The sequence below is a fragment of the Achromobacter sp. RT286_PF genome (assembly GCF_059760425.1).
Map to the genome: position 1 here is coordinate 102,645 of NZ_JCBAMR010000017.1, position 14,889 is coordinate 117,533.

12 protein-coding genes and 1 pseudogene are annotated in these 14,889 nt (G+C 65.3%); all 13 read left to right on the plus strand.

Annotated elements, in window-relative coordinates:
- The first annotated feature begins 11 nt into the window (after positions 1-11).
- Positions 12-1,001 (plus strand): flagellar motor protein MotB, encoded by a 990-nt coding sequence (gene motB, locus AC6LJY_RS15440; RefSeq protein ID WP_104144971.1) that lies wholly within the window; start codon positions 12-14, stop codon positions 999-1,001.
- Positions 1,002-1,003: 2 nt separating this feature from the next.
- Positions 1,004-1,384 carry a response regulator gene (locus AC6LJY_RS15445; protein WP_046806437.1) on the plus strand — a complete coding sequence of 127 codons (381 nt, stop codon included), beginning with the start codon at positions 1,004-1,006 and terminating at the stop codon, positions 1,382-1,384.
- A gap of 30 nt (positions 1,385-1,414) precedes the next feature.
- Positions 1,415-3,538: a chemotaxis protein CheA gene (gene cheA, locus AC6LJY_RS15450; protein WP_498136306.1), complete on the plus strand. Its 2,124-nt coding sequence runs from the start codon at positions 1,415-1,417 to the stop codon at positions 3,536-3,538.
- 17 nt (positions 3,539-3,555) lie between these two features.
- Complete coding sequence (cheW, locus tag AC6LJY_RS15455) at positions 3,556-4,056, plus strand: chemotaxis protein CheW (RefSeq protein ID WP_006219029.1); 501 nt, start codon at positions 3,556-3,558, stop codon at positions 4,054-4,056.
- A 93-nt stretch (positions 4,057-4,149) separates the two neighbouring features.
- Positions 4,150-5,853 carry a methyl-accepting chemotaxis protein gene (locus AC6LJY_RS15460; protein ID WP_498136307.1) on the plus strand — a complete coding sequence of 568 codons (1,704 nt, stop codon included), beginning with the start codon at positions 4,150-4,152 and terminating at the stop codon, positions 5,851-5,853.
- 8 nt (positions 5,854-5,861) lie between these two features.
- Positions 5,862-6,716 (plus strand): CheR family methyltransferase, encoded by an 855-nt coding sequence (locus AC6LJY_RS15465; protein WP_046806440.1) that lies wholly within the window; start codon positions 5,862-5,864, stop codon positions 6,714-6,716.
- A gap of 20 nt (positions 6,717-6,736) precedes the next feature.
- On the plus strand, positions 6,737-7,795 hold the full coding sequence (locus AC6LJY_RS15470; RefSeq protein WP_046806441.1) for a protein-glutamate methylesterase/protein-glutamine glutaminase: 1,059 nt from the start codon (positions 6,737-6,739) through the stop codon (positions 7,793-7,795).
- A gap of 49 nt (positions 7,796-7,844) precedes the next feature.
- Complete coding sequence (gene cheY / locus AC6LJY_RS15475; protein ID WP_006219033.1) at positions 7,845-8,234, plus strand: chemotaxis response regulator CheY; 390 nt, start codon at positions 7,845-7,847, stop codon at positions 8,232-8,234.
- Between the two features lie 8 nt (positions 8,235-8,242).
- The gene (gene cheZ / locus AC6LJY_RS15480; RefSeq protein ID WP_006219034.1) at positions 8,243-8,878 is read left to right on the plus strand and encodes a protein phosphatase CheZ; all 636 of its coding nucleotides are present in this window, start codon (positions 8,243-8,245) and stop codon (positions 8,876-8,878) included.
- Between the two features lie 151 nt (positions 8,879-9,029).
- Positions 9,030-10,574 (plus strand): methyl-accepting chemotaxis protein, encoded by a 1,545-nt coding sequence (locus tag AC6LJY_RS15485; protein WP_370512769.1) that lies wholly within the window; start codon positions 9,030-9,032, stop codon positions 10,572-10,574.
- A gap of 110 nt (positions 10,575-10,684) precedes the next feature.
- A complete protein-coding gene (flhB, locus tag AC6LJY_RS15490) occupies positions 10,685-11,839 on the plus strand; it encodes a flagellar biosynthesis protein FlhB (RefSeq protein ID WP_046806442.1) in 1,155 nt (384 codons plus the stop codon).
- Between the two features lie 3 nt (positions 11,840-11,842).
- The gene (gene flhA / locus AC6LJY_RS15495) at positions 11,843-13,960 is read left to right on the plus strand and encodes a flagellar biosynthesis protein FlhA (protein ID WP_046806443.1); all 2,118 of its coding nucleotides are present in this window, start codon (positions 11,843-11,845) and stop codon (positions 13,958-13,960) included.
- Positions 13,960-14,889 (plus strand): annotated as a pseudogene (locus AC6LJY_RS15500) (flagellar biosynthesis protein FlhF); the annotation flags it as partial. The gene flhA and the pseudogene AC6LJY_RS15500, both read left to right, overlap by 1 nt.

Here is a 14,889-nt window from a genome sequence, read left to right on the forward strand (position 1 = left end):
CGGAGCGGGCGATGAGCACCGTAAACAACCACCGTGTGGTGATCCGCCGCAAGAAGGTCAAGGGCGGCGGGCACCATGGCGGCAGCTGGAAAATCGCCTACGCCGACTTCATCACGGCGATGATGGCGTTCTTCCTGGTGATGTGGCTGATCAGCATCGTGCCGCGCGAAGAGCTCAAGGGCATCGCGGAATACTTCCGCATGCCGCTGCGCGTGGCGATCACGGGCGGGCCCAGCAGCTCGGCCGAGACCAGCGCCGTGCCCGGCGGCGGCCGCGACCCCTTGCGCAGCGAGGGCGATGTGCGCAAAGGGCAGGGCAATCGGGTCGAATCCCAGCCCATGGGCGACGCCGAACGGCGCGAACAGCACCGCCTGGAAAACCTGAAGCGCCGCCTTGAAAACGTCATCGAGACCAGCCCCGTCCTGAAAAGCTTCAGGCCGCAGCTGCTGATCGACTTGACGACCGAGGGCCTGCGCATCCAGATCATCGACAACCAGAACCGCCCGATGTTCGCCACCGGCCGCGCCGAAGTGCAGCCGTACATGCGCGACATCCTGCGCGAACTGGGGCCGGTGCTGAACGAGCTGCCCAACCGCGTCAGTATCTCGGGCCACACCGACGCCTCGCAGTACGCGCGCGGTGAGCGCGCCTATAGCAACTGGGAATTGTCGGCGGACCGCGCCAATGCCTCGCGTCAGGAATTGGTGGCCGGCGGCATGAACGAAAGCAAGGTCATGCGCATCCAGGGTCTGTCTTCCAGCATGAGTCTGGTTAAAGATGATCCGTATGCAGCCGTTAATAGACGTATCAGCCTCGTGGTGCTCAATATGAACACCCAGAAGCGCATCGAAAACGAGAACGCCGCAGCCGCGGACGTAAGCGCCAAAGATGCTCGCGAGGTGGGGACGGCCGTGGAGGCGGTGCAAGCCGCCGCCCAGGCCGCGACGGCAACCAATCAAGGCGAAGCGGCGAACGCGCCGCCGGTTCAGGGGGTTCGATAGCAATGGCGGCAACGATTCTGGTGGCGGACGACTCGGCGACGATGCGGATGATCGTCCAGGCGACGTTGACGGGCGCGGGGTGGAAAGTGTTGACGGCCGGCAACGGTCAGGAAGCGCTGGAGGTGGCCAAGAGCCATCCGGTGGACCTCGTGGTCAGCGACTGGAATATGCCCGTCAAGGGCGGGCTTGAATTGATTCAAGGCCTGCGTGAGCTGGACCAGTACCTGGATGTGCCGGTGCTGGTGCTGACCACCGAAGACGATGTGGGTAGCAAGATGGCCGCTCGGGATCTGGGCGTTTGTGGCTGGCTGTCCAAGCCGGTCGACCCCGATGTGCTGGTGGAATTGGCGACCGAGCTGCTCGATGAGCAGGCCGGCGCGTAAAGCAGGTTCATTTATGAAGGCGTACGGGTCATGAGTTCTGGTTTGGACCTCAGTCAGTTTTACGAGACCTTTTTCGACGAGGCGGATGAGCTGCTCGCGCAGATGGAGCAGCTGCTGCTGGAGCTCGACGTAGGGTCTCCCGACATTGAACAGCTCAATGCCATCTTCCGCGCGGCGCATTCGATCAAGGGCGGCGCGGCGACATTCGGCTGTTTTACGCAGCTGGCGGGCACCACCCACCTGCTTGAAAACCTTCTTGACGCAATCCGTCGCGGCGAAATGGCGCTGCGCACGGACATGATTGATATCTTCTTGGAAACGAAAGACGTGCTCAAAAGCCAACTGGATGCCTATCGGGCCTCCGAAGAGCCCGATGAAGCCGTGTTTGAGCGTATCTGCGCCGTATTGAGGCAGCTGGCGCTGGAGCATAAGGACCCCGCCGCGGCCGTGGCCGCGCCGGCGGCCCCCGCGCCCGTCGTGGCCCCTGCGCCCGCGCCTGTCGCCGCTGCGCCGGCCCCCGCGCCCGAACCCGTACAGACGCCGGCGGCTGACGCCGGCGACTTGCCGCTCAAGGTCAGGATCACCAAGGTGTCCGACAAGGACGCCGCGTCGCTGCTCGAAGAAATGGGCAACCTGGGCAACGTGCGCGCCAGCGAACGTGCCAACGGCGCCTTGACCGTGTGGATGGACAGCACGTGCACGCCGGACGATATCGAAGCGGTGTGCTGCTTCATCGTTGACGGCGACCAGTTGTCCATCACCCGCGAAGCCGCGCCCGCCGCCCAGGCCGCCACGCCCGTGGCCGAACCCGTGGCAGCGGCCCCGGCACCGGCAGCCGCCCCGGCCCCCGTCGCCGCCGAGCCCGTGCCGTCGGTCGCCGACACCGCCGCCGCGGCCGAAGCCATCACGCAAGCCGCCGCCCGCGCCTCGCGTCCGGCTGCGCCCGCGCATGCCGACAAGGAATCCACGTCGATTCGGGTGGGCGTTGAAAAAGTCGACCAGGTCATCAACCTGGTGGGCGAGCTGGTCATCACGCAAGCCATGCTGGCGCAGACCGCGTCCACGCTGGACCCGGTGCTGCACGACCGCTTGCTCAACGGCATGGAACAGCTGGAACGCAACGCCCGCGACTTGCAGGAAGCGGTGATGTCGATCCGCATGATGCCGATGGACTACGTGTTCAGCCGCTTCCCGCGTCTGGTGCGCGATATCGCCGGCAAGATGGGCAAGCAGATCGAATTGCAGACCTACGGCCGCGCGACCGAGCTGGACAAGAGCCTGATCGAACGCATCATCGACCCGCTGACGCACTTGGTGCGCAACAGCCTGGACCACGGCATCGAAACGCCCGAAAAGCGTATCGCCGCCGGCAAGGACCCGGTTGGCCAGCTGGTGCTGTCCGCGCAACACAACGGCGGCAACATCGTCATCGAAGTCAGCGATGACGGCGGTGGCCTGAGCCGCGAAAAGATCCTGAAGAAGGCGATGGCGCAAGGTTTGGCCGTCAACGAAAATTCGCCTGACGATGAAATCTGGCAGTTGATCTTCGCGCCGGGTTTCTCCACGGCCGAAAAGGTCACGGACATCTCGGGCCGCGGCGTGGGCATGGACGTCGTGCGCCGCAACATCCAGGACATGGGCGGTCACGTGCAGCTGTCGTGCGAGCCGGGCAACGGCACCACCACGCGCATCGTGCTGCCGCTGACGCTGGCCATTCTGGACGGCATGTCGGTTCGAGTGGGCGAAGAAACCTTCATCCTGCCGCTGAACCACGTTACCGAATCGCTGCAACCGACCAACGACCAGATCTACTCGGTGGCGGGCAACGAACGCGTGATGCATGTGCGCGGCGAATACCTGCCGCTGGTCGAGATGCACCGCGTGTTCTCGGTTGCCCAGGCGCAGACCGATCCCACGCAGGCCATCGCGGTCATCATGCAAGCCGAAGACCGCCGTTTTGCGCTGCTGGTGGATCACCTGATCGGCCAGCACCAGGTGGTGGTCAAGAACCTGGAATCCAACTACCGCAAGGTGCCTGGCATCTCGGCCGCCACCATCCTGGGTGATGGCAGCGTGGCCTTGATTGTCGACGTATTTGCGCTTGCGCGCGCCAACCGTGAGCGTTGGTCGCAGCCCGAAGCCATTCTGAATTGATGGAGCAATAAAAAATCATGGCAGCCAAACCGCAAGCGCAATCCGCGCGCAACGAAGATGTCGGCAGCGAATTCCTCGTCTTCACGCTGGGCGACGAAGAGTACGGCATCGACATCCTGAAGGTGCAGGAAATCCGCGGCTACGACGCCGACACGGTGACCCGTATCGCCAACGTTCCCACGTTCATCAAGGGCGTGACGAACCTGCGCGGCATCATCGTCCCGATCGTGGACCTGCGCATCAAGTTCAACCTGGGTCGCGTCGACTACAACGAGCAGACCGTCGTCATCATCCTCAACCTGGATCGCCGCGTCGTCGGCATCGTGGTTGACGGCGTGTCCGACGTGCTGATGCTGAACGCCGGCCAGATTCGTCCTGCACCGGAATTCGGCGCCACCTTGTCCACCGAATACCTGACCGGTCTGGGCACGGTGGACGAACGCATGCTGATCCTGGTCGACATCGAAAAGATGATGACCAGCGATGAAATGGCGCTGGTGGAGAAGGTCGCTTCCTGATCGGAATCCGGCCGGAACGCGGGGTAGAGGCGCCATATTCAATCCGATGTGGCGCTTTCCTTTAACGATTGCAGTCAAAGGGTGGTTCTTGAGATGCGCAAGTTTTTCGCGAACATGACGATACGCAGCAGCCTGTTGTGGGTGCTGGCGTTCTTCTCCTTCATGTTGGTGATCGGGGCGGCGCTGGGCGTGTTGTCCCTGCGCATCAGCAATGGCACCCTTGCCCAGATCAAGCAATCGCAGGAACTGGACGACGCGGTGGGCCGCGTCGTATCCAGCTACAAGGACACGATGAACGGCCTGGGGCGCGCCGCGACCGCAAATTATGCCGACATCGTGGGCAGCGTGGGCCAGGCCACCTTGCTGACGCAGGGTTTGTCGGCGGAAGCCACCGGTTTGCTGGAACGCGCCAAGGCGTCCATGAACAAGGGCCAGGCCGAGTACGAGTATTACAAGAGCCTGCCGCAGCCGGCGGATGCGGCCGAACCGCTCAAAGAGATTGAAGCGTCGTACGCCGCGCTGGTGCAGCAGGGCTTGACCCCGCTGGTCGCCGCGCTGGAAAAGGCCGACATGCCGGCCTACCAGAAGCAGGTGCAGACGGTGCAGGACGCGCTGGAAGGGCGCTTTGCCCGCGCCGTCGAAGGCTTTGATTTCTGGCGCGCCAGCAAGATGCTGGATGCGCACGAAGTGGCGCAGGTGCGTTACCAATTTGTGTTGATCGCCGTGGGCGCGGGTGGCGTGATCGCCGCGCTGCTGGTGTTCGCCACCTACGTGTTCCTGCGCCGCCGCGTGCTGCTGCCGCTGAAAGAGGCCGGTCATCACTTTGACCGCATCGCGGGCGGCGACCTGACCGCGCGCGTGGACGTGCGCAACACCAATGAAATCGGCCAGCTGTTTGCCGCCTTGAAGCGCATGCAGGAAAGCCTGACGCGCACGGTGTCGACCGTGCGTCGGGGCGTGGACGAAATCAACGTGGGCTCGCATGAAATCGCGGCCGGCAACACGGACCTGTCCAGCCGTACCGAACAGCAGGCGGCGTCCCTGGAAGAAACCGCCGCGTCCATGGAGCAGCTGGCGTCCACCGTCAAGCAAAACGCCGACAACGCGCGCCAGGCCAATCAGCTTGCCGCCAGCGCGTCGGACGTTGCCGAGCGGGGCGGTTCGGCGGTGTCGGAAGTGGTCAACACCATGCACGACATCTCGGCCAGCTCGCGCAAGATTTCCGAAATCGTTTCCGTGATCGACGGCATCGCCTTCCAGACCAACATCCTGGCGCTGAACGCCGCCGTGGAAGCGGCGCGTGCGGGCGAGCAGGGCAAGGGCTTTGCGGTGGTGGCGGGCGAGGTGCGCTCGTTGGCGCAGCGCAGCGCGCAGGCCGCCAAGGAAATCAAGGGCCTGATCGAAGACTCGGTCAGCAAGGTTGGCGCCGGTTCGCAGCAGGTGGAACGCGCGGGCGCGACCATGCAGGAAATCGTCGCGTCGGTAAAGCGCGTGACGGACATCATGGGCGAGATCTCGGCCGCGTCGGAAGAACAATCCAGCGGCATCGACCAGGTCAACCGCGCGGTATCGCAGATGGACGAAGTGACGCAGCAGAACGCGGCGCTGGTAGAAGAAGCGGCCGCTGCGGCGGGCTCGCTGCAAGAGCAGGCCCAACGCCTGGCGGAAGCCGTGGCGGTGTTCAAGATCAATGCGGGCGAAGTCATCGAAGTACCGGCGCATCGCCTGTCTTCGGCGCGCCCGTCCGATGAAGACTCTCGTTTGCAAGCGCCTGACGCGTTTGCGCTTGGGCACTGAGGAATCGCGTGGCAACTGCGGCAACCCAGGCGCCGTCCATCTCGGTGGACCGCCAATTCGATTTCCGTGACGCGGACTTTTCCCGCGTCCGCAAGATGATTCACGCGCGCGCGGGCATCTCGCTGGGCACGCACAAGCGTGAAATGGTCTACAGCCGCCTGGCCCGACGCTTGCGCGCGCTGGGCCGCCACGACTTCGGCAGCTATCTGGACCAGCTGGAAAACGAGCCCGACGCGCACGAGTGGGAAGAGTTCGTCAATGCGTTGACGACCAACCTGACGGCGTTTTTCCGCGAGTCGCATCACTTTCCCATCCTGGCCGACTTCGCCCAAAAGCGCGGCGGCCCGGTGTCGGTGTGGTGCTGTGCGGCGTCCACGGGCGAAGAACCTTATTCGATTGCGATGACGCTGGTCGAGGCCCTGGGCCCGCGCGCGGCCTCGTCCACGGTGCTGGCCACCGACATCGACACCAACGTGCTGAACCGCGCGCGCGCCGCCGTGTATCCGGCCGAACGCGTGGCCAAGATGGAAGACGAGCGCCTGCGCCGCTTCTTTTTGAAGGGCCGTGGCGCCAACGCCGGCCAGGTGCGCGTGCGCCCCGAGATTGCCGACATGGTGCGGTACGAAACGTTGAACCTGTTGGCGCCCAGCTGGCCGATCAACGAAAAGTTCGACGTGATTTTCTGCCGCAACGTCATGATTTATTTCGACAAGCCGACACAGGCGAAGATCCTGGAGCGCTTTGCGCCGCTGCTCAAGCCGGGCGGGCTGCTGTTTGCGGGGCACTCCGAGAACTTCACCTACATCAGCCGTGATTTTCGTCTGCGCGGGCAGACCGTCTACGAATGTGCGAGTAAGGCCTGAACGGGTCGAGGCAGCAAACAATGAAAAAAATAAGCGTTTTGTGTGTAGACGACTCCGCGCTGGTGCGCGGGCTGATGACCGAAATCATCAACAGCCAGCCGGACATGGAAGTGGTTGCGACCGCGCCGGACCCGTTGGTGGCGCGCGACCTCATCAAGCGCCACAACCCCGACGTGCTGACGCTGGACGTGGAAATGCCCCGCATGGACGGGCTGGATTTCCTGGAAAAGCTGATGCGTCTGCGCCCGATGCCGGTGGTGATGGTGTCGTCGCTGACCGAGCGCGGCGGTGAAATCACGCTGCGCGCGCTGGAACTGGGCGCCATCGACTTCGTGACCAAGCCCAAGCTGGGCATTCGCGACGGCCTGCTGGAATACACCGAGATCATCGCCGACAAGATCCGTGCCGCCTCGCGCGCCAAGCTGCGCGCGCCCACGCCGCACGCCGCGCCGGCCGCGCCCGCGCCGATGTTGCGCCGGCCGCTGGCCAGCTCGGAAAAACTGGTGATTGTGGGCGCCTCCACGGGCGGCACCGAGGCCATCCGCGAAGTGCTGCAACCCCTGCCGCCGGACAGCCCCGCCATTCTTATTACGCAGCACATGCCCGCCGGCTTCACGCGTTCGTTCGCGCAGCGGCTGGATGCGCTGTGCGCCGTCACGGTGCGCGAAGCCGTCCACGGCGACCGCGTGCTGCCGGGCCACGTGTATCTGGCGCCGGGCGGCGACACGCACATGCGCCTGGGCCGTAGCGGCGCCAACTATGTGATCGAACTGGAAGCCAGCGAACCGGTCAACCGCCACCGCCCGTCGGTGGACGTGTTGTTCAATTCCGCTGCCGTGGCCGCGGGCAAGAACGCCATCGGCGTCATCCTGACCGGCATGGGCAAGGACGGCGCGGCGGGCATGCTGGCCATGCACCGCGCGGGCGCGCACACCATCGCGCAAGACGAAGCCAGCTGCGTGGTGTTCGGCATGCCGCGCGAGGCCATCGCCATTGGCGCGGCCGACGAAGTGGTGACGCTGTCGGCGATTAGCGAACGCATTCTGACTCGCCTGGGCGACCGTGGGCACCGCGTGTGACGCGACTGCACCCCGATCGATCTCAAGCAAATTTCTTCTGGAGTGAAAGATGGTAGACAAGGGCATCAAGATTCTGGTGGTGGATGACTTCCCCACCATGCGACGAATCATCCGCAACCTGCTTAAAGAGCTGGGTTTCGAGAACGTCGACGAGGCCGAAGACGGCGCGATCGGTCTGGAAAAGCTGCGTAACGGCGGCTTCCAATTCGTCGTGTCCGACTGGAACATGCCCAACCTGGACGGCCTGGAAATGCTCAAGCAGATCCGCGCCGACGCATCGCTGGCTTCGTTGCCGGTGCTGATGGTGACGGCTGAAGCCAAAAAGGAAAACATCGTCGCGGCGGCCCAGGCCGGCGCCAACGGTTACGTGGTCAAGCCTTTCACCGCGGCAACGCTGGAAGAAAAGCTCACCAAGATCTTTGAGAAAATTGCGGGCTGAGGTGTGCAATGAGCACAACGGAACATGTAGAACCCGCTGGGGAAAATCCTGACCTGATTCATCGGATCGCCTCGTTGACGCGTATGTTGCGCGACAGCATGCGCGAGCTTGGGCTGGATCAGGCCATCAAAGACGCCGCCAACGCCATCCCCGATGCGCGCGATCGCTTGCGCTACGTGGCGCAGATGACCGAGCAGGCCGCCAACCGCGTGCTGAACGCTACCGAGCAGGCCGGCCCCATCCAGGACGGCATGTCGCGTTCGGCGCAGGCGCTGGATAGCCGCTGGCAGCAATGGTACGACCAGCCGCTGGAAATGCCCGAAGCGCGTGAACTGGTCAAGGACACGCGCGCCTTCCTGGCGGACGTGCCCAAGCAGACGCAGCAGACCCAGTCCAAGCTGATGGAAATCATCATGGCGCAGGATTTCCAGGACCTGACGGGTCAGGTCATCATGCGCATGATGGACGTGGTCGGCGCGATTGAGCGCGAGCTGTTGCAGGTGTTGCTGGACAATGTGCCGCAGGAACGCCGCGACGAGGCCAACAGCCTGTTGAACGGTCCGCAGATCAGTCCGCAGGGCAAGACCGATGTGGTGACCAGCCAGGACCAGGTCGACGACCTGCTGGCCAGCCTGGGGTTCTGATCGACCCATCGCGCCGCCCGGCCTGGCCGCCGGCGGCGCGTGCATAGAAGAATAAGCAGGGGGGCCTTGCAGTACGAGACAAGGCGCGCGCCGCGCGCCAGGCAACGGACGCCCACAGAAGGCGGTCCGGGCCAGCACAAGGAGGTCCATCATGGCCAGATCCGTATTCCGCCTCGGCGGCATGTGGGCACTTTTACGCCGCTTGAACCGGGGCGACGGCACGCTGTCGGAACGCACCTTTTCCTTAAGTCCCGCGGTATTTCCCCTGCATCGTTTCCTGTCGCGCATGCGCGGGCGCGTGGTCACCGTCAGGCAATCCAGCATTGAAATCGCGTTGAACGCGGCCCGCACGCAATACCAGGCGGGGCGCTGTTCGGTCTTGGCGCAAGAGCAGGCGCGGGCGGCGGGTGCGCTGGCGGACAGCGGCGCGCAGATTGCCGCGTTGTCCGCATCCACATCCGAACATGCACGCCAGATTGCCGACGTATCCGGCAAGAACCTGCATGCGGCCGAAGCGGCGCTGTCCGAGCTGTCCGACGTCAAATCCCGGGTCGACCGCATGACGCGCGAGATGGCCGCGTTTACCGAAGTAGTGGGTCAGCTGACCCTGCGCGCGCGTTCGGTCGCTGACATCAGCAAGCTCATCAAGGACATTGCCCTGCAAACGCAGCTGCTGGCCTTGAATGCGGGCGTGGAAGCGGCCAGGGCAGGGGATGCGGGGCGGGGCTTTGCGGTGGTGGCCAGCGAAGTGGGGCGGCTGGCCGAGCGCGTGAACGCCGCCACCAACGATATTGGCCGACATACGGTTGAAATGCTGGACCTGGTGGACACCACCCAGCGCCAAACCGGCACGCTGCGCGAAGATGTGGACGCGTCCGGCGCGGTGCTGGACCGCACCTGCACCGACTTCGAACGCTTCGTGCGTGATTTCGGCAGCATGAACCTGCAAGTGAACGAAGTTGTGCAGGCCATCGGCGACGTCGACGCCACCAACCACGGCATGAGCCAGGAAGTGAGCCGCATCGCCGCCTTGAGCGCCGATGTGCTGGGCCGGGTGGGCAGCATGTCGGACGAGATCGACCGCATCCGCCGGCAGACGGAAAGCGTGCAGGAAGTGCTGGCGGACGTGCGCACCGGCCGTACCGCCTTTGACCAGCTGTGCGAGGCGGTCGAGAGTTTCCGCGATGCGGCCACGCGCTTGCTGGACGACGCCCGGCGCCGGGGCGTGGATGTGTTCGACCGCCATTACCAGCGCATCGCGGGCAGCGAGCCGCCGCGCTACCACACGCGTTACGACCGGGCCATCGACGACGCCTTGACGCAGTTGCTGGACGAGGTGCTGGACGCCGTGCCGGGCGGCATCTACACGCTGGTGGTGGATGCGCGCGGCTATGCGCCGGCTCACAACGGGCGCTTTTCGCATCCGCCCACGGGCGACCCGCAGCAGGACATCGCGCGGTCGCGGCACAAGCGCATCTTTGACGATCCGGTGGGCGCGCGGCTGGCGGCCAATACCGGCGCGATGCTGTTCCAGACCTATTCTCGGGATACCGGCGAGATCGTCAACGACATTTCCGTCCCGCTTTATCTGGGGTCGGAACACTGGGGCGCCGTCCGTATCGGGCTGGACTACGTGCGCTTCCAGGCAGCGCTGGACGGGGGCCGCGCGCCCGCCATTGGGCGCAACGGCGAATAGCGCCGCTTTCTTCCCGCTTCTTGGCTTATCGCCCAACCCCGGGCGATCCTAGAATCTCGGCGGGCGGCTCGTAATCCGAAAATCCGCGAGCCGCAACGACACCGCAGAGCATGGCTGAAGAAAGCGACCTCGAGAAATCAGAAGCAGCCTCTCCCAGGCGCCTGGAAAAGGCGCGCGAGGAGGGGCAGATTGCGCGTTCCCGCGAACTGGGAACGTTCATGATGCTGGCCGCCGGTGTCGGGGTGATCTGGGCGCTGGGCGGCTCGCTGTACCAGGGCATGAGCGGCGTGCTGCACAACGGCCTGGCCTTCGACCAGCGCATCGTGACGGACCCGGGCGTGATGGTGGAGCAGGCCGTGATCGGCTTCGGCCACGCCCTGACCGCCTTGCTGCCCGTATTCGGCGTGCTGGCGGTGGTGGCCGTGCTGTCCAGCGTGTTGCTGGGCGGTATCGTGATTTCCGGCAAGCCGCTGCAAGCCAATTTTTCGAAGCTGAGCCTGTTCGCCGGCCTGAAGCGGATGTTCTCGTCGCAGACGGTGGTGGAACTGATCAAGGCGCTGGCCAAGGCGTTGCTGGTGGGTGGTGTGGCCGTCTGGGTCATCTGGCGCTACCACGACGACATGCTGGGCCTGATGCACGTGGCCCCGTCGGCCGCGCTGATCAAGGCGCTGTCGCTGGTGGCGATCTGCTGCGCGTTGATCGTGTCCTCGCTGCTGGTGATTGTGCTGCTGGATGTGCCATGGCAGATCTGGAGCCATTTGAAAAAGCTGCGCATGTCCAAGGAGGATGTGCGCCAGGAACACAAGGAAAGCGAAGGCGATCCGCACGTGAAGGCGCGTATCCGGCAGCAGCAGCGCCAGGCGGCGCGGCGCCGGATGATGTCGGAAGTGCCCAAGGCGGATGTGGTCGTGACCAACCCGACCCACTACGCCGTGGCGCTCAAGTATGACGAGGACAAAAGCGGCGCCCCGCGCGTGATCGCCAAGGGCACCGGCCTGATCGCGGCCAAGATCCGCGAACTGGCTGCCGAAAACCGCATTCCCACATTGGAAGCGCCGCCGTTGGCGCGCGCATTGCATCAACACGTCGACCTGGGTAAGGAAATCCCGGCCGAGCTATATACCGCGGTGGCGGAAGTGCTGGCGTGGGTCTTCCAGCTGCGTTCGTGGCGGTCGGGATGGGGCGTCCAACCGACGGCCCCGACCCGCCTGGCCGTGCCCGCCGAGCTGGACCCGCAAGCAAAAACCGCAGCACAAGGAGTCTAAGGTATGAGCGCTTTGCTCACCATGTTGAAGAGTAGCGGGGCCGGCCATGCGCGGCTTCTGGCTGGCCCGATCCTGATCGTGATGGTGCTGGGCATGATGGTGCTGCCCCTGCCCACGTTCCTGCTCGACCTGCTGTTCACCTTCAACATTGCGCTGTCGGTAATGATCCTGCTGGTGGCCATGTTCACGCGCAAGCCGCTGGACTTTGCCGCCTTTCCGGCCGTGCTGCTGTTTGCAACGTTGCTGCGCCTGTCGCTGAACGTGGCGTCCACCCGCGTCGTGCTGCTGCACGGCCACACCGGCCCCGACGCGGCGGGCAAGGTGATCGAGGCGTTTGGCCACTTCCTGGTGGGCGGCAACTTTGCGGTCGGGATCATCGTGTTCGTGATCCTGACCATCATCAACTTCATCGTTATCACCAAGGGTGCGGGCCGGATTGCCGAAGTGGGCGCGCGCTTTACCCTGGACGCGATGCCCGGCAAGCAGATGGCCATCGACGCCGACCTGAACGCGGGCCTGATCGGCGAAGACGAAGCGCGCAAGCGCCGCGCCGAAGTGTCCCAGGAATCCGACTTCTTCGGCTCGATGGACGGCGCCAGCAAGTTCGTGCGCGGTGACGCGATTGCGGGCCTGCTGATCATGGTGATCAACGTGATCGGCGGCCTGATCGTGGGCGTGGCCCAGCACGATATGTCGATGGCCGAGTCGGGCCGCGTCTACACGCTGTTGACCATCGGTGACGGCCTGGTCGCGCAGATTCCGGCGCTGGTGATTTCGACGGCGGCCGGTGTGGTGGTGTCGCGCGTGTCGACCGACCAGGACGTTGGCCAGCAGATCATGAGCCAGCTGTTCTCGAACCCGGCCGTGCTGTTCCTGACGGCCGGCATCATCGGCATCATGGGCCTGATCCCCAACATGCCCCATGTGGCGTTCCTGACGCTGGCCGCCGCGCTGGGCTACGGTGGCTGGGCCTTGCACAAGCGGCGCCTGGCTGCTGCGCAGGCCGCGGAAGTGGTGCCGCCGGCCGCGATCACACAAGCGCAGGCGGCAGCCGCCGAAGCCAGTTGGGACGACGTTTCCATGGTGGACCAGCTGGGGCTGGAAGTGGGCTATCGCCTGATCCCGCTGGTGGACCACGCGCAGAACGGCGAGCTGTTGCATCGCATCCGCAGCCTGCGCAAGAAGTTTGCGCAGGACGTGGGCTTCTTGCCGCCTGTCGTGCACATTCGCGACAACCTGGAACTGAAGCCCAACGATTACCGCATCTTGCTGTCCGGTGTGGAGGTGGGCCATGGCGTGGCGATGCCGGGCCAGTGGCTGGCCATCGACCCGGGCGGCGTCACCATCCAGATCAAGGGCACGCCCACCACCGATCCGGCGTTCGGCTTGCCGGCGCTGTGGATCGACGGGGGCTTGCGCGATCAGGCGCAGGTGGCCGGTTACACGGTGGTGGACGCGGGCACGGTGGTGGCCACGCACTTGAATCACCTGATGCACCGCCATGGTTCGAACCTGCTGGGCCGCCAGGAAGTGCAGCAGTTGCTGGACCGCATCGGCCGCGACGCGCCCAAGCTGGTGGAAGACTTGGTGCCCAAGACGCTGTCGCTGACGGCGTTGCAGAAGGTGCTGCAGGGCTTGCTGTCGGAAGAAGTGCCGATCCGCGACATGCGCACCATTATCGATACGCTGTCCGAGCACGGCCCGCGCCTGGCGGCGCAGGCGGCCGCCACGGGCGGTCAACCCGACATCAACGAATTGATTATGCTGACGCGCCGCTCGCTCGGCCGCGCGATTACGCAGCAGTGGTTCCCGGGCGAAGGCGAGTTGCGGGTCATTGGGCTGGACGTGAAGCTGGAACGCGTGCTGTCGCAGGCAATGACGACCAGCGGCGGCCTGGAGCCCGGCCTGGCCGACACGCTGCTGCGCGAAACGCAGGCGGCGGTCGAGCGCCAGGAAGCGCAGGGCAATGCGCCGGTGCTGCTGGTGTCGCCAGTCTTGCGCGCGCCGCTGTCGCGCTTCCTGCGCCACCATTTGCCGCAGCTGGGCGTGTTGTCGAATACGGAAATACCGGATGAGCGCATGGTCCGCGTGACCGCGCTGATCGGCGGGAGTAATGGGTAATGAAGATAAGCCGCTTTGTAGGCGCCAACAGCCGTGACGTGATGCGCCAGGTGCGCCTGGCCCTGGGGCCGGACGCGCTGATCGTATCGAACCGCAGCGTGGACGGCGGGGTGGAAGTGCTGGCCACGTTGGACGGCGCGTTCGAGGATTCTGCGTCGGACACGCCGCAACGCGATATGTCGTCGCACGCTGGGGCGTCCGGAGCGGCGGCTGCCGCGCCTTCGGATTCGCGTCCGCAGGGGCCGGCGGTCTCACCCTACGGCGCGCAGCCCACTGCACCTTACGGCGCGCAGCCCGCCGCACCTTATGGCGCGCAGCCCGCCGCACCTTATGGCGCGCAGCCCGCTGCACCTTATGGCGCGCAGTCCCCCGCAGCTTATGGCGCGCAGCCCGCTGCACCTTATGGCGCGCAGCCCCCCGCAGCTTATGGCGCCGCGCCCGAGCGGCAAGAAGCGCGCCCCTACACGGCGGCGCCGCCCGCCATGCCGCAACCCGGCTACACGACCCCGTCGCGTTCGATTGCCGCGTATCAATCGGCATTTGCGTCGTCGGCGCAGCCGGAAGAAGAAGGCTCGCCCGCTGAGGCGAGTTCGGCAGCGATGCCGTTGGTGGCGTCGTATCCCACGCCGCTGCAACCCGCGACTGCGCAATCGTCGGCCGCGCAACCTGTTGCTTCGCAACCGGTTTCCACGCCGGTCACCCCGCTGGTAGGCGCCGCGACCCGCGTCGAGCTGCCCGCCTTGGCACCCGCCCGTCCAGGCGCGCCGACGCACGCCACGCCGATGGCTGCCGCGTCGCCGCCCGCTGCGACTTCCGCCGCGATACCCCCCGCGATACCCGCCCCGTATTCGCCCGCATCGTCGCCCCCCGCCCCTGCCGCATCGTCCGCCCCCCCCCCCGCCGCCTACGCCCCCCCTCCCCCTCCCCAC

Excerpts from the sequence above, each read along its gene's own strand:
- motB (WP_104144971.1), top strand. The coding sequence starts at position 12 with ATGAGCACCGTAAACAACCACCGTGTGGTGATCCGCCGCAAGAAGGTC.
- AC6LJY_RS15445 (WP_046806437.1), top strand. The coding sequence starts at position 1,004 with ATGGCGGCAACGATTCTGGTGGCGGACGACTCGGCGACGATGCGGATG.
- cheA (WP_498136306.1), top strand. The coding sequence starts at position 1,415 with ATGAGTTCTGGTTTGGACCTCAGTCAGTTTTACGAGACCTTTTTCGAC.
- cheW (WP_006219029.1), top strand. The coding sequence starts at position 3,556 with ATGGCAGCCAAACCGCAAGCGCAATCCGCGCGCAACGAAGATGTCGGC.
- AC6LJY_RS15460 (WP_498136307.1), top strand. The coding sequence starts at position 4,150 with ATGCGCAAGTTTTTCGCGAACATGACGATACGCAGCAGCCTGTTGTGG.
- AC6LJY_RS15470 (WP_046806441.1), top strand. The coding sequence starts at position 6,737 with ATGAAAAAAATAAGCGTTTTGTGTGTAGACGACTCCGCGCTGGTGCGC.
- cheY (WP_006219033.1), top strand. The coding sequence starts at position 7,845 with ATGGTAGACAAGGGCATCAAGATTCTGGTGGTGGATGACTTCCCCACC.
- cheZ (WP_006219034.1), top strand. The coding sequence starts at position 8,243 with ATGAGCACAACGGAACATGTAGAACCCGCTGGGGAAAATCCTGACCTG.
- AC6LJY_RS15485 (WP_370512769.1), top strand. The coding sequence starts at position 9,030 with ATGGCCAGATCCGTATTCCGCCTCGGCGGCATGTGGGCACTTTTACGC.
- flhB (WP_046806442.1), top strand. The coding sequence starts at position 10,685 with ATGGCTGAAGAAAGCGACCTCGAGAAATCAGAAGCAGCCTCTCCCAGG.
- flhA (WP_046806443.1), top strand. The coding sequence starts at position 11,843 with ATGAGCGCTTTGCTCACCATGTTGAAGAGTAGCGGGGCCGGCCATGCG.